10 protein-coding genes and 1 pseudogene are annotated in these 13,439 nt (G+C 62.7%); 5 read left to right on the top strand and 6 right to left on the bottom strand.

Going from position 1 to position 13,439, the window contains the following annotated elements; translation table 11 throughout:
- The first annotated feature begins 88 nt into the window (after window positions 1-88).
- Complete coding sequence (locus Q5H89_RS05180; protein ID WP_305018236.1) at window positions 89-1,486, top strand: sensor histidine kinase; 1,398 nt, start codon at window positions 89-91, stop codon at window positions 1,484-1,486.
- 6 nt (window positions 1,487-1,492) lie between these two features.
- On the top strand, window positions 1,493-3,148 hold the full coding sequence (locus Q5H89_RS05175; protein ID WP_305018235.1) for an FAD-dependent oxidoreductase: 1,656 nt from the start codon (window positions 1,493-1,495) through the stop codon (window positions 3,146-3,148).
- 24 nt (window positions 3,149-3,172) lie between these two features.
- On the opposite strand, the gene Q5H89_RS05170 is transcribed toward Q5H89_RS05175, so the two are convergent.
- The 3 genes from Q5H89_RS05170 to Q5H89_RS05160 form a co-directional block, all read right to left on the bottom strand.
- Window positions 3,173-4,522, bottom strand: a complete 1,350-nt coding sequence (locus Q5H89_RS05170; RefSeq protein WP_305018234.1) for a lysophospholipid acyltransferase family protein — start codon at window positions 4,520-4,522, stop codon at window positions 3,173-3,175.
- A gap of 78 nt (window positions 4,523-4,600) precedes the next feature.
- Window positions 4,601-5,440, bottom strand: coding sequence for a hypothetical protein (locus Q5H89_RS05165; protein ID WP_305018233.1), 840 nt, complete (start codon window positions 5,438-5,440; stop codon window positions 4,601-4,603).
- 94 nt (window positions 5,441-5,534) lie between these two features.
- Complete coding sequence (locus Q5H89_RS05160; protein ID WP_305018232.1) at window positions 5,535-6,272, bottom strand: DUF421 domain-containing protein; 738 nt, start codon at window positions 6,270-6,272, stop codon at window positions 5,535-5,537.
- A gap of 141 nt (window positions 6,273-6,413) precedes the next feature.
- Between Q5H89_RS05160 and Q5H89_RS05155 the strand changes: the two genes are divergently transcribed.
- Entirely contained in the window at window positions 6,414-7,145 is a 732-nt protein-coding gene (locus Q5H89_RS05155; protein WP_305018231.1) for an SDR family NAD(P)-dependent oxidoreductase, read from the top strand.
- Window positions 7,146-7,175: 30 nt separating this feature from the next.
- Here Q5H89_RS05155 and Q5H89_RS05150 read toward each other — a convergent pair whose 3' ends face one another.
- Entirely contained in the window at window positions 7,176-7,484 is a 309-nt protein-coding gene (locus Q5H89_RS05150; RefSeq protein ID WP_305018230.1) for a hypothetical protein, read from the bottom strand.
- Between the two features lie 321 nt (window positions 7,485-7,805).
- Between Q5H89_RS05150 and Q5H89_RS05145 the strand changes: the two genes are divergently transcribed.
- Together Q5H89_RS05145 and Q5H89_RS05140 are read left to right on the top strand one after the other, a co-directional pair.
- Window positions 7,806-8,504: a C40 family peptidase gene (locus Q5H89_RS05145; RefSeq protein WP_305018229.1), complete on the top strand. Its 699-nt coding sequence runs from the start codon at window positions 7,806-7,808 to the stop codon at window positions 8,502-8,504.
- Window positions 8,505-8,619: 115 nt separating this feature from the next.
- Window positions 8,620-9,030, top strand: a pseudogene (locus Q5H89_RS05140) (YkvA family protein); the annotation flags it as partial.
- 554 nt (window positions 9,031-9,584) lie between these two features.
- Here the strand turns inward: Q5H89_RS05140 and Q5H89_RS05135 are convergent.
- Window positions 9,585-9,845, bottom strand: a complete 261-nt coding sequence (locus Q5H89_RS05135) for an acyl carrier protein (protein ID WP_305018228.1) — start codon at window positions 9,843-9,845, stop codon at window positions 9,585-9,587.
- A 115-nt stretch (window positions 9,846-9,960) separates the two neighbouring features.
- Entirely contained in the window at window positions 9,961-13,401 is a 3,441-nt protein-coding gene (locus tag Q5H89_RS05130; RefSeq protein WP_305018227.1) for an efflux RND transporter permease subunit, read from the bottom strand.
- Between the last annotated feature and the right edge of the window lie 38 nt (window positions 13,402-13,439).

Below are 13,439 nucleotides of genomic sequence, written 5' to 3'. Positions count from 1 at the left end.
AGGAGTGGTGCCGGTTGCCGATGAGTAACTTAGGCGCCGCCCGGGGCCCGGCTACCAACCAAGCCGGCAACTAGCTGTTATTGGCTGTATGGCTCAGCAACTTCCTCCCGACCCCGCCGCGCTCAGTAGCATCACGGCGTTTCAAAACCTGCCCGCCGAGGTGCTGGCTTGGCTCAGCCAGCACGGCGAGCTGTGCCGCTATGCCGATGGCGAAACCGTGGTGCAGCCTGGCGAGCCGGCTAGCCGCATGATTGCCATCGTGGCCGGCGGCCTGCAATACTACCGCCCCGACAATGGCCGCAACGAGCCGGTGTTTCGGGTCGAGGCGGGGCGCGTGACGGGCATACTGCCGTACTCGCGGCTGCAAACCTCTAAGGGCCAGGGAGTGGCAGTGGGTGAGACGACGTTGTACCTGTTGCCGCGCACCGAGTTTCCGGCCCTGGAGCAAGTGAGCCCCGAACTGGTGCAGCGCCTGGTAGGCATCATGAGCGACCGTGCCCGCGACGAGGTGCGCGCCCAGGAGCGCGACGACAAGCTGCGGGCGCTGGGTAAGCTCTCGGCCGGCCTGGCCCACGAGCTTAATAACCCCGCAGCGGCCATTGCCCGCGCCGCCGACACGCTAGGGGGAATGCTCAAAGACAAGCCCGTTTTACTGAAAAACCTGCTGCTGGCCTGCCCGCCCGCCGAGGCCGTGGCCACGCTGCTCAGCGCCGGGGTGCCCGAAACGGCGGCTCCCTTCCGCTCGGCCCTGGCCCGCGCCGATGCCGAAGACGAGCTTGCCGACTGGCTCGAAACCCAGGGCTGCCAGGATGGCTACGCGCTGGCGCCCAGCCTGCTCGATGCCGGCCACACCGCCGCCACCCTAGCCCCCCTGGTCGAGCCGCTGCCGGCCCCGGCCCGGCCGCCGGCCCTGGCCTGGCTCGAAGGCCACCTGGCCGTGGTGCGGCTGAGCCGCGACATCCACGAGGCCAGCCAGCGCATCAGCACCCTGGTGGGCAATGTGAAAGCCTACTCGCACATGGACCGCGCCGGGGGCCGCGAGCCGCTCGATGTAGCGGCGGGCCTCGACAGCACGCTCAATATGTTTGACTATGCGCTACGCCAGAAAAATGTGCAGCTCACCCGCGCCTACGCCCCCGGGGTGCCGCCGGTGCTGGCCGAGGCTGGCCAGCTCAACCAGGTGTGGACCAACCTGATAGATAATGCCATCGACGCGCTGCCCACTGCCGGTGGTACCTTGGCGGTGCAAACCGTAAAGCAACCGGGCGGCGTGTGCGTCAGTATTATTGACAACGGCAGCGGCATCACGCCCGAGGTGCTGGGGCACATGTTTGAGCCATTTTACACCACCAAGCCGGCCGGCGAGGGCAGCGGCCTGGGCCTCGACATTGCCCGGCGCATTGTGCAGGAGCACGGCGGCCGGCTCGAAGCCCGGTCGACGCCCGGCCGCACCGAGTTTTCGGTGTGGTTGCCGGTGGCTAGCTAACTCTTTATGAAAAAACCCATTATCCTCGCTGTCGATGACGATGCCCAGGTGCTGGCGGCCATCACCCGCGACCTGCGCCAGGAGTTTCGCGCGGGCTACCGCATCCTGAGCGTGGGCTCGGGCCCCGAGGCCCTGACCACGCTTACCGAGCTGCGCGCCCGTGCCGAGCCGCTAGCCCTCGTGCTGGCCGACCAGCGGATGCCCGAGGTCGAGGGCGTGGAGGTGCTCACCCGCGCCCGCGAGTTGTTTCCGGAAGCTAAGCGCGTGCTGCTCACCGCCTACGCCGATACCACGGCCGCCATCAAGGCCATCAATTCGGCGCAGCTCGATTACTACCTGCTCAAGCCCTGGGACCCGCCCGAGCAGCTGCTTTACCCTACTTTGCACGACTTGCTGGCCAGCTGGCAGGCCGAGTATCGGCCGGCGTTTGCGGGCCTGCGGCTGATTGGCTTTCAATGGTCGCCGCTCTCGCACGAGCTTAAGGATTTTTTGAGCGGCTACATGGTGGGTTACCAGTGGCTTGATTATGAGAAAGATGCTGAAGCCAAGGTGCTGCTCGAAGCCAACGGCTTTAAGGCCGAAGACCTGCCGGTCGTTATTTGCCCCGACGGCAAGGCCGTGGCCAAGCCCGACAAGCTCGACCTGGCCCGGCACCTGGGCTTGCTGGTTGATGCGCAGCAGGAATTGTACGACGTGGTGGTGATAGGGGCCGGCCCGGCCGGGCTGGCTGCTGCCGTGTACGGCGCCTCCGAAGGGTTGAAAACGCTCATCATCGAGCGCCAGACGCCCGGTGGGCAGGCCGGCTCGTCGTCGCGCATCGAAAACTACCTGGGCTTCCCCACCGGCGTGAGCGGCGCCGAGCTGGCCCACCGGGCCTGGAGCCAGGCCACCCGCCTCGGCGCCGAGTTTATGGCCCCGCAGGAAGTAGTCAGCCTGTGTATTCAGGACGGCTATAAGGTATTGACGCTGAGCGATAAGAAGGAAATAAAAGCCCGGGCCGTGGTGCTCACGACCGGCGTGAGCTACCGCGTGCTGAATGCGCCGGGGCTAGACCGCCTCAGCGGGGCGGGCGTGTACTACGGGGCGGCCCGCACCGAGGCGCGCAGCTGCAGCGCGCAGCCGGTGTACATCATTGGCGGGGGCAACTCGGCGGGGCAGGCGGCCATGTACCTGTCTACCTACGCCTCGCGGGTCTTTATCGTCATTCGGGGTGAGAGCCTGGCGGCCAGCATGTCGGCTTACCTTATCGAGCAGATTGCCCAGACGCCCAACATCGAGATTCTGCCCCGCACCCAGGTGCGCGAGGCCTGCGGCCAGCAGGCACTCGAAGCCGTGGTGATTCAGCAGGAAGGCCACGAGCCGGAAAAGCGGCCAGCGCGGGCGCTGTTCATCTTCATCGGGGCCAAGCCCAGCACCGAGTGGGTGTGCCACCTGGCCCTCTGCGACCCCAAGGGCTACCTGCTCACCGGCCGCGACCTGGTGAGCGACCCGCGCTACAAGGCATCCTGGAAAAAAGACCGCGAGCCCTACCTGCTGGAAACGTGCGTGCCCGGCATGTTTGCGGCCGGCGATGGCCGGGCCGGCGCCATGGCCCGCGTAGCCTCGGCCGTGGGCGAGGGCAGCATGGCCATCAAGTTCGTTCACCAGTACTTAGATGAGTAAACGTAGCGTGCCGCCTGCCTGGCACTACTTCGCCAGGTAGGCGGCGCGGGCTTCATCGAGCAGGCCTAGCACGGCAGCGCGCTTGCCCTGCAGGGTGGCGAGCGTGGCGGCCGGCAGCCGCCGCACCCGCAGGCGCCGGAGGCGGGCGCGCAGCGTTTGCCAGTAGCCGAGCGCGTAGAAGCCGGCCAGGGGTAAGCTTAGTACAAACAAGGCAGTAAGCCGCCAGTCGTGCGTGAGCCAGTGCTGCACGGCGGCGGCTTCCACGGCGTAGGCCAGCGGAAAGGTGACCATGCCCACGCCAAACATGATGGCGGCGATAAATTCGGTATCCTTAGTAGCGCGGTAAGCTACTTCGGCGGGTATTTTATAAGGTAAATAATTGGTAATGAAACCATAGAGCCAAATGGGAAAGCCAAGAATCAAATTCAGGTAGTCGGCCAGCCGGGTGCCGGGGCGCTGGCCCTGGTCGAGGGCATCGTCATCGAGCCGGTATTTTTCGAGGCTGGCCAGGTAGGTGCCGAGGGCCGCGCGCAGGGCGGCTAGCCGGCCGGCGTCGTGCTGCTCAAACCAAGCCACGGCATCGAGCAGGGTGCGGCTGAGCTGGAAGTTGTCGTAGAGCGTGGTGGGGTCATCGTCGGGGTTGAGGTGGTCGCCAAAAGTGCGCTCAACCTGCTGGGCCAACTGGTCATCTTCGGCGGCCCGGCCGATGACGAGGCGGCGCGTGAGGCGCTTGCGGATTTCCTCGGTCAGCTCGTCGGCGGCAGCGTCGGGGTCTTGGTGGTAGCTGGCGGCGTAGTCGGCCACCACAATGGGCGGGGCCACATTCAGCAGCACATCGGAGCGGAAGCGCGTGGGGTCGAAGTAGTTGGTGCCCACGCACACTATCGTGAGGCCCAGCTTGAAATCGTGCCGGGCCTCGGTGCCCAGCGCAATGCGGGCGGCCCCGGTTTTGAGTGGGCGCAGGCGGCGCTCGCTCACGCTGGTGCCTTCCGGAAAAATCATGACCGTGCCGCCGCGCTCCAGATAATCGTAGCAGCGCCCAAAGCTGGCCTCGTTGCTGGCCGCCAGCTGCTGCGCGCTAGGGGCATTGGCGCCCTCCGCATCTTGCCGCCGGTAGATGGGAATGCAGTTGCCCGAGCGCATGATAGCGCCAAGAAGGGGGTTTTTGAAAAACGTGCTCTTGGCCAGAAACGCGATGGGCTGGTGGCGCTGCACGGCCGTTACGAGCGGGTCCATGAGCGTGTTGGGGTGGTTGCTGCACAGCATGAGCGGCCCGGGCAGGCGCAGGCGCGCGCGATGGCGCACCTCCAGGCGGCGAAAAAACACGCGCAGCCCCACGCGCACCAGGGGCTTCATAACGGTGTAGAAGAGCATAGGCGAGCAAGTTTACGCAAAAAGGGCCGGCTGCACTGGCAGCCGGCCCTTTTCAGGTACTATGCAGCTAAGCAGCGCCTAGTAGGCGCTGCTTAGCTGGTCGAGATTGTTCGGATTCTGGCCGCCCGACGACTTGGCGTCGTAGTAGCTGCCCGAGGCCGGGCCCTGGTCGCGGCGCTGGCCGCTGCCGGGCTGCGCATCGCTGCCATAGCCAGCGTGGCTGCTACCATACGAGCTACTGCCCACGCTGGTGCTGCGGTTGCTTGGCTGGCGGCTGTCGCCAAAATCATTGCTGTGCGAGGGCGACGACGAATAGCCGCTGCCCGACATTACGCGGCTGCGGCCGGGCTGCTGGCTTTGCTGGCCCGCGGCCGAGCCGTAGCGCGAGGCACCCCAGGGGCGCTGGCCCCGGCGGTCGTAGGCATAGTCGCCATCTTTGGTGTGCGGCTGGTGGTCGAAGGGCGAGCGGTGCGCCTTGTGGCGGTAGTCGCCGTCGTCCTTTTTATGCTTTTTCTTTTTGCCGCCGCGCGTTACCAAAAAGGCTACACCCGCCGCCAGCAGGCCTACGCCCACGGCTTTTTGGGTCGTGCTGAGGCCGTTTACGCTGCTAACGGCCTTGTTGCCAAGGTCTTTGGCAGCCTGGGGTAATTGCTGTGCCTTATCGCTGATGCCCGATTCGTTGAGCCATTTCTTGCCGCTGGCCAGGGCATTGTTCAGGGTGCCCTGCACGCCGCCGGTAGTGGGCTGGCTGTTGGGCGTGGTGTGGTCGGTGGGGTATTTGCCGGTGCCCGTGGCGTGGGCCGCCGTGGTCGAAAACTGGCTGTCGCCGGTGGGCGACGAAGTGTTTGGCGAGCCGATGTAGGGCGAATTAGCCGCGCCGGAAGAGCCGTGCGCCGGCTGGGTGGGAGTGGGTTCCATGAGCGAAGAAAAGGAAAAAGTAAGGTGGGTGGGCTGCCGCGCCAGGGGCGGCTGGCCCTGTATTCGTAAGTTGTCACTCGTAGGTTGCGGCGGGCTAGGCCGTGCGCGGCACCGTGCAGGCGGGCAGCCAGCCGTGGGCCTGCTGGCAGCGGGGGCACTGGGCCGGCACTGGCCCGGCGGGCAGCTCGCGCACCGTGGCGCAGGCGTGGCAGGCATATTTGCCCGGCCGGGGCAGCTCGTAGAGCGGCTGGTGGTAAACTTCGGGCCAGATGGGCAGGCCGGCCCGCTCGTGCTCAGGCGCAAAGAAATAGACGCTTACCTCGCCGGTAGCCTCCAGGTACAGGCGCCGTACCTGGCCCAGGTGCTCGACCTGGTACTGGCGCAGCTGCCCAAACAGCTCCTGCGCCGTGAGGCTGGCCTTGGTGAAGGCCGGCAGGTCAATCTCGCCCTCGATGATAATCAGCTCGGGGGCGCCCTCCATCAGGCGCTCGATGCGCGGGTTTCTGTCAATTAAGTAGTTAGCGGCGACATAAAGCGCCATTACCACGGCAAAAACCACCACCACGTATAGCAGCGGCACGTCGTGGTAAAAGGTGGCGTCGCCGCCCGCCGAGCCCAGCACCAGTATCAGCCCAAACTCGAACAGGGACAGCTGCCGCACGCCGCGCTTGCCCGTGATGCGCAAGGCCCCGATAGTGAGCACGAAGGCAAAAATGCTTCGTACCAATACTTCCCAGAGAAAGCCCACCGGGGCCTCGTTTGAGATAAAGAGTCGCTGCCAGTCAAACGGGGCAATGTCGGCCGCTAAAAGCGCCAGGCAAGTGGTTGTCATACCTTCTGATACGGCCGGGCTGCTTCATCGGCTGTTCATGCCGGGCCTAGCTGCGCGGCTTGCCTTCTTCATCCGGCACTCAAACAACTACTTGCCCTGGCCGTTTCCCTAGCGTAACCTCGTCTTTTAGTGCGCTAGCCCATGTTTCGTTTTCAAAATAAAGTTTGCCTCGTCACGGGTGCTACCTCCGGCATTGGCCGGGCCACGGCCGTGCGCCTGGGCCGCGAAGGCGCTACCGTGGTGTGCCTGGGCCGCGAGGCCAAGGCGGGCCACGCCGTGGAGGCCGAAATAAAAGCGGGCGGCAGCGAAGCGCTGTTCATCAAAACCGACGTGGGCCGCGACGCCGACCTGGTACACGCCGTCGAAACGACCCTAGCCCGCTACCAGCGCATTGATATCCTGATAAATGACGCGGCCATGATGACGTTCACGCCCATCATGAAGCTCGACCCGGCCGACTGGGACCGGGTGATGAATGTGAATTTGCGGGCGCTCTTTCGCCTCTGCCAGCTCTGCGTGCCGCACATGAAGGGCGGGGCTGTGGTGGCCATTAGCTCGGTGCACGCCTTCCAGAGCACGCCCAACGTGGCGCCCTACGCCGCCAGCAAGGGTGGCCTCGAAGCGTTTGTGCGCGGCCTGAGCCTCGAAATTCCCTATACCCAGGCTCGCATCAACTCCATTGCGCCGGGTGCCGTCGAAACGCCCATGCTCCGCAGCAACCCCAACGTGGTGAACGGCACCGAAACCATTACGGGCCAGATTGGCACGCCCGACGAGCTGGCCGCTGCCATCTGCTTTCTGGCTTCCGACGAGGCCAGCTTCATCAACGGCAGCACCCTGGCCGTGGATGGTGGCCGGCTAGCCCAGCTCTAGCTACCCAGGTTACTTCTTGATTACCAAGCACTACCGGCCTTCCATGAAGCGCCGGGCGCCTTCGCGCGCCTCTACCTCATACTTGTTTTGGTAGTAGCCCACGCGCGCCGACTCGACCAGGTACTTGTATAAAAAGCGGAGCGTACCCAGGTCACGCACCTGGCGCAGGTGCACTTCTTCGTGCGCCACCCACTCGGGGTCGGCCAGAAATTCGGCGCGCGTGGCCCCGCTCAGATGCACGGTTTGGCCCAGCACCATGGCCACGCGCGGGGCGCGGCCCAGCACCAGCCGCGCAATGCGAGCCAGGGGAGAATTTACAAAAGTGCGGGGCTCAGACATTGTATAAAATTCGGGCTAAGCTACGAGCAGAAATAGCGGATGGTTGCAAGCTGCAATGATAAATATCAACTTTATTTCGGTATTTTTCGAAGAATAGCTGGCTTTTTCCAAGAAATTGCTAAGTTGCTTCGAAATTTATTGCTTAGCTTTGGACGACCACTACCCTATAAGATTTCTTTAAAAAGGTAGTAATCACGCTTTCATTCACCCTTAATTCTGGCTGCTTTAGCAGCACTGCCTAGCGCAACAGTCTACACCTTTTTCTGCATCCCGGTCAGCCAGCTTGAGGGCGCTGGCCGGTGCCCACCCCAACGACGGACAATGAAGAATACCCTGCTGTGTTGCCTCGCCGCTGCTTCCCTGGCGCTCTCCTTCTGCTTCGAAAAAATGCCCGTTGCCCCGGCTTCGGCTGGTGCCTCGGCCCCGGCGGTAGCCGAGGCATCCTTGCTTTCGGGCCTCACCAGCCATGATGGGCCAACGGCCGGCGTAGAGCCGCCCGCCATCAAGGCCTCGCGCGATTCGCTGGCCTACGGCTACTACGACCAGACGCTGGGCCTCAAGCTAGCCCACACCGAGAACAAAAGCCTGCTGCAAACCGTGACCGACTGGCTGGGCACGCCCTACAGCTACGGCGCCAGCTCGCGCCGGGGCACCGATTGCTCGGGCTTCGTGACCCAAGTATTTAAGAAGGTATACGGCATCACGCTTAAGCGTAGCTCGCGCTCCATGTTCTCGACGGTGCAGCGCGTGGCCAAGAGCGATATGAAGGCCGGCGACCTGGTATTCTTCCGCCACGGCAAGGGCGCCATCTACCACGTAGGCATCTATCTGAAAGACGGCAAGTTTGCCCACTCGGCCTGCAACGGCGGCGTCATGGTAAGCTCGCTCAACCAGCCTTATTATCGCCACAACTTCTACTCGGCGGGCCGCGTGCGCGGCACCGACGAGGTATCGCCCGATGCGTCGGCTTCCGACGTGGTAGGCATGCTGGCGGCGGCGGCCAATGCCCGCCCCGAGTAAGCACCGCGTTTCATCCTGATTTCTGCAAGAGCAGGCGGCTTCCGGCGGGTGCGCGGGGAGCCGCTTTTTTGTGAGCGCATAACTTGAAGGCGGCGATTGCAGTAAACAGCCGTAAATGAGCGGCGGCGTTTGGCCGCGGCGTTCTCTTCCCCTTTTTTCCGCAATGGCTACTACTAGCTCACCTCCGCCCACCGGCGACAATATTGCCGCTTCGGCCATCTTCAAGAAGTTTTTGGCTGCGGCCGAAGGCTACATCACGCAGCCCTCGCGCCTCAAAAAGCTGCTTCTCGATGCCTTTAATAAGGCCCGCGAGAAAAAAGAAATCGGCACGCTAGCCCACGAAGCCTGGGAAACGCTGCAAAGCCTGTTCCGCCTCATCAAGCTAAGCGTGGCCGGCGAGTACACGGGCGTGCCCACTACCACGGTAGTGGCGGCCGTGGCAGTACTCATCTACTTCCTATCGCCGATTGACTTGATTCCCGATTTTATTCCGGTTGTGGGCCTGCTCGATGACATGGCCCTAGTGGCTTGGTTCTCTACTTCCATCAAGCACGAACTCGACAAGTTTCACGAGTGGGAGGCCACCAAGGCTTCTACTGTGGTAACTGATGAGGAGCTGCGCCAAACGCGGGGCACCCAGGCCAGCAGTTACGCCAGCAGTGCCGGGCAGTGGCCCCGCAGCCAGGCCTCGGCCAAAAACGCGGGCACCATTGAGCTGCCCAGCGCGCCGGCCGGCGCCGGCCAGTCGGCCACCGATGCCGGGCTAGGCTCGCCCACCAGCACTACGGCCCGCCCGGTGCACGACACGGCGCCCGATGTGCAGCCCGCCGACCAGCCCTCGACTGATGCCACCGCCAACACCACCGATGGCAGCCGCGATGGCAACGATGGCCGCGAAGCTACCGGTGGCAACGTGCGCTAAATCACGGATTACGCGGATTGTAGCGGATTGCACGGATTTTGTGGACGACCGCTTTTAGACCTGACAACAAAAAGGCCACCCTAGCGGGTGGCCTTTTTGTTGCAGTGGTGGCGTCTACAAAATCCGTGCAATTCGCTACAATCCGCGCAATCCGTGATTTAGGCGGCGTGGGCGGTTACGTAGCGCACGAAATCGCCGACGGTGTAAAAGGGTACCTCGTCGGGCACGGTAATGTGGAAGTTGCGCTCCAGCTCGATGATGATATCCACGAGGTCTACGGTGTCGAAGCGCAGGTCGCGGCTCAGGCTGGCGGTGCGGCGCAGGCGCACGGCCTTAATGGCTTTGCGCTTGCTGATAATACGTAGTACCTGTTGCTCAATGCTTTTGGTAGGGGCCGTGGTAGAGATTGCGGTAAGCATAATCTTTGCAAGAAATAGGTGAGTCGGGTAGGCAGGCGAAGTAACGCGGCCGGCGGTCGGTTTCTTTTGGCCACTCGCTGAGCAACCAGAAGAAACCGACGAGCCGCCGCAAACTTTAGGCCAGCACCGCCGGCGTCGCGGCTTCCACTTCCTCGTGGTCAACCTCGGCCGGGGGCGGCGGGCTGTTGTAGCTGCGGCCGGTAATACGGGCCCGTAGCTTCTCATTAAGAAGATACATGACCGGGACTACCAACAGGGTAATAAGGGTTGCAAACGTCAACCCGAAAATTATTGTCCAGGCTAGCGGGCCCCAGAACACCACCGACTCGCCGCCCAAGAAGAAGTGCGGGTGGCCCGAGTTGAAAAGCTCATAGAAGTCGATATTCAGGCCGATAGCCAGCGGAATGAGGCCGAGCGTGGCGGCCGTAGCCGTGAGAATAACCGGGTTGAGGCGGGTGCGGCCGGCCGTCACGATGGCGTCGTGCAGGTTCATACCCTGGGCGCGCAGCATGTCGGTGAATTCGACGAGTAGAATACCATTTTTCACCACGATACCGGCCAGCGCGATTACGCCCACGCCCGTCATGACGATGGAGATATTCATGCCCGAGATGGCTAGCCCCAGCATCACGCCGATAATCGAGAAAATGATTTCGGAGAGGATGATGAGCGGCTTGCTCACTGAGTTGAACTGCGTAACGAGCACCAGGAAGATGAGGGCGATGGCCCCTACGGCGGCCACGCCGAGGAAGTCGCTGGTTTCCTTCTGGTCCTCCTGGGCGCCGCCCATGCGCACGGTGTAGCCCGGCGGCACGGGGAAGCTCTTGAGGGCGCGCGTCACGTTGGCTACCACGTCGGGGCCGGTGAAGCCGTTGAGCACGTTACTCGAAATCGTGATGAGGCGGTGCGTGTCCTTGCGCTTGATGCCGCCGTAGGTGGTGCCGTAGTTCACATCGGCAATGGCCGAGATGGGCACCTGGCGCACCGCGCCGGTGGCGTCGCGGAAAGTCAGCGGGGCGTTCACGATGGCGTTCACGTTGTCGCGGTAAGGCTTGGCGTAACGCACCTGGATGGGGTATTCATCGTCGGGCGTTTTGAATTTGCTAGCCTCGAAACCGTAGATGGCCGTGCGCACTTCCGAGCCAATCTGGGCTGTGCTGATGCCCTCGCGGTTGGCGCGGGTGCGGTTGATGCGCACCCCGATTTCGGGGTTGCGGTCTTGCAAGTCGGAGCGCAGGTCTTCGATGCCGCCAATCTTGAGCGAGTCCACGTAGCGCTCCACTTTTTTGGAGAGCGCGGCTAGCTTCGGATAGTCGTCGCCGGCTACCTCAATAGCCACCGGCTTGCCCTGGGGCGGGCCGCTAGCCTCCTGGTCCACCGACACCTCGGCGCCGGGAATGCCTTTCACCGCCTCGCGAATCTGGTCCATGTAGATGTGCGTGGCCTGCCCTTTACGCTCGGCCAACTCTTTGAATGCGATGCCGACCTTGCCCAGGTGCGACTGCGACGTGCCGGCCGCGGTAGCTTCGCTAGGGTCGCCAGCGCCGATGGCCACGTTGGTAATCACCGATTCCACGTCGGGGTTGTTGCGGCCGATGACCTTATACATCCGGTTTTCGATGATGCGGGTAATCGAGTCGGTCACCTCTACGCGGGTGCCGACGGGCATGCGCAGGTAGGTGTAGATAAACTTGGGGTCGCCTTTCGGGAAGAAATCTACCTTGGGCTTGCGGGCGCCCACGGCCATCACGCTCAGCACCCCGAGCACCAGCAGGCCACCCACGATGCCCGCCTGCCGCCACACCGTGCCGCCCACGGCCAGCTCTACCAGCCGGGCGTAGCCGTTCTGGAGGCGCGGCAGGATGCTGCGCTGAAAGCCGGCTATCATGTACACAAACACGTACTTATCGAGGAAGCACAGCACGATGAGCGTCACCATCAGGTTGCCCAAAAACTTCGAGCCGGCCGCGTAGCCGCCAATGGCGACCAGCAGCAGCCCGCCCATGCCGAGCAGGAAATTGCGCGTCAGCTTGGGTGTTTCCACGCGGTCGAGGTGCTCTTCGCGCTCCATGAAACTCACGGCAAACACCGGGTTCATGATGAAGGCCACCACCAGCGAGGCCCCTAGCGTGAGGATAAGCGTAACCGGCAGGAAGAACATGAACGAGCCCACAATGCCGGGCCAGAACAGCAGCGGCACAAACGGCGCCACCGTAGTGAGCGTGCCCGCCAGCACCGGCACGAATACCTCGCCGGCCGCGTATTTGGCGGCTTTGGCGGTGCTTAGCTCGGGGTGCTCGTGCAGCAGGCGGTGCGTGTTCTCAATGACCACAATGGCGTCATCCACCACGATACCGAGGGCTAGCAAAAAGGCGAAGAGCACAATCATGTTCAGCGAGAAGCCGAACATGGGCAGCATAATAAAGGCCAGGAACATCGACAGTGGCACCGACAAGCCCACAAACAAGGCGTTGGTGGTGCCCATGAAGAACATCAGAATCAAGGTCACTAGCAGGAAGCCGATGATGATGGTGTTAATCAGGTCGTTAAGCGTATTGCGCGTCTCGTTCGATGAGTCGCCGGTAATCGTGATTTTCAGGCCCTTGGGCATGCTAGCCTGGGCATCTTTCACAATCTGGTGAATCTTATCGGAAGCGTCGAGCAGGTTCTCGCCCTGGCGCTTCACCACGTTCAGGGCAATGGCGGGCTGGCCATCGAGGCGGGCAAAGCTCTCGCGGTCCTTGAAGCCGTCGGTGACGGTGGCGATGTCGCCGAGCCGCACCGGCGAGCCACGCAGGTTCTTCACCTGAATGTCGGCAATGTCGGCGGCGTTCACGTACTGGCCGGCCACGCGCACGGCGCGCTTCTGCGCGCCCACGTCGATAGAACCACCTGATACCGTGATGTTTTCACGGGCAATGGCATTCTCAATATCGCCGAAGCTCAACTGCGAAGCCTGCAGCTTATACAGGTCCACGTCCACGTTCACCTGCTGCTCCAAGGCGCCCACGATGTCGACGCGGGTGATTTCGGGCAGGGCCTCAATCTTGTCCTGGAAGTCGTCGGCTAGCTTTTTGAGCTGGGCGGCGGGCAGGTTGCCGCTCAGGTTGACGTACATAATCGGCTGCTCAGAGATGTTAATCTCCTTCACGAGCGGCGCCGAGGGCAGGTCGTTGGGCAGCTCGGTGCTGGCCTTGTCCACGGCATCTTTGATGAGCTGCTTGGCGGCCTGCACGTCCACGCCGGAGTTAAACTCCACATCAACAATACAGTAGTCCTGGTTGGAAGTCGAGTTAATCTTCTTCACCCCGTTCACGCCCTTAATCTCCTTTTCGAGCTGGCGCGTCACCAGGTTCTCGATATCGGTGGGCGAGGTGCCGGGATACACCGTGGCCACGATGATGCGCGGAATCACGATGTCCGGAAACTTCTCCTTGCCGAGCTTGATGTAGGCAAAGATGCCTGCTATCGAGAGCAGCAGCGTGATGATGTAGATGCTGGTCTTGTTGTTAATCGACCAACTGGTGGGGCCGAATTCTTTTTCTATGTCCTGCATATTCTTAAGCTGGATGAGCGTGGACAACTACTTTAAAA

This window comes from Hymenobacter cheonanensis (genome assembly GCF_030581075.1).
Taxonomy (GTDB): Bacteria; Bacteroidota; Bacteroidia; order Cytophagales; family Hymenobacteraceae; genus Hymenobacter.
Note: the sequence above shows the minus strand (reverse complement) of the source record. Positions and strands in the feature narration are given on the sequence as shown.

Excerpts from the sequence above, each read along its gene's own strand:
- Q5H89_RS05180 (WP_305018236.1), top strand. The coding sequence starts at position 89 with ATGGCTCAGCAACTTCCTCCCGACCCCGCCGCGCTCAGTAGCATCACG.
- Q5H89_RS05175 (WP_305018235.1), top strand. The coding sequence starts at position 1,493 with ATGAAAAAACCCATTATCCTCGCTGTCGATGACGATGCCCAGGTGCTG.
- Q5H89_RS05170 (WP_305018234.1), bottom strand. The coding sequence starts at position 4,522 with ATGCTCTTCTACACCGTTATGAAGCCCCTGGTGCGCGTGGGGCTGCGC.
- Q5H89_RS05165 (WP_305018233.1), bottom strand. The coding sequence starts at position 5,440 with ATGGAACCCACTCCCACCCAGCCGGCGCACGGCTCTTCCGGCGCGGCT.
- Q5H89_RS05160 (WP_305018232.1), bottom strand. The coding sequence starts at position 6,272 with ATGACAACCACTTGCCTGGCGCTTTTAGCGGCCGACATTGCCCCGTTT.
- Q5H89_RS05155 (WP_305018231.1), top strand. The coding sequence starts at position 6,414 with ATGTTTCGTTTTCAAAATAAAGTTTGCCTCGTCACGGGTGCTACCTCC.
- Q5H89_RS05150 (WP_305018230.1), bottom strand. The coding sequence starts at position 7,484 with ATGTCTGAGCCCCGCACTTTTGTAAATTCTCCCCTGGCTCGCATTGCG.
- Q5H89_RS05145 (WP_305018229.1), top strand. The coding sequence starts at position 7,806 with ATGAAGAATACCCTGCTGTGTTGCCTCGCCGCTGCTTCCCTGGCGCTC.
- Q5H89_RS05135 (WP_305018228.1), bottom strand. The coding sequence starts at position 9,845 with ATGCTTACCGCAATCTCTACCACGGCCCCTACCAAAAGCATTGAGCAA.
- Q5H89_RS05130 (WP_305018227.1), bottom strand. The coding sequence starts at position 13,401 with ATGCAGGACATAGAAAAAGAATTCGGCCCCACCAGTTGGTCGATTAAC.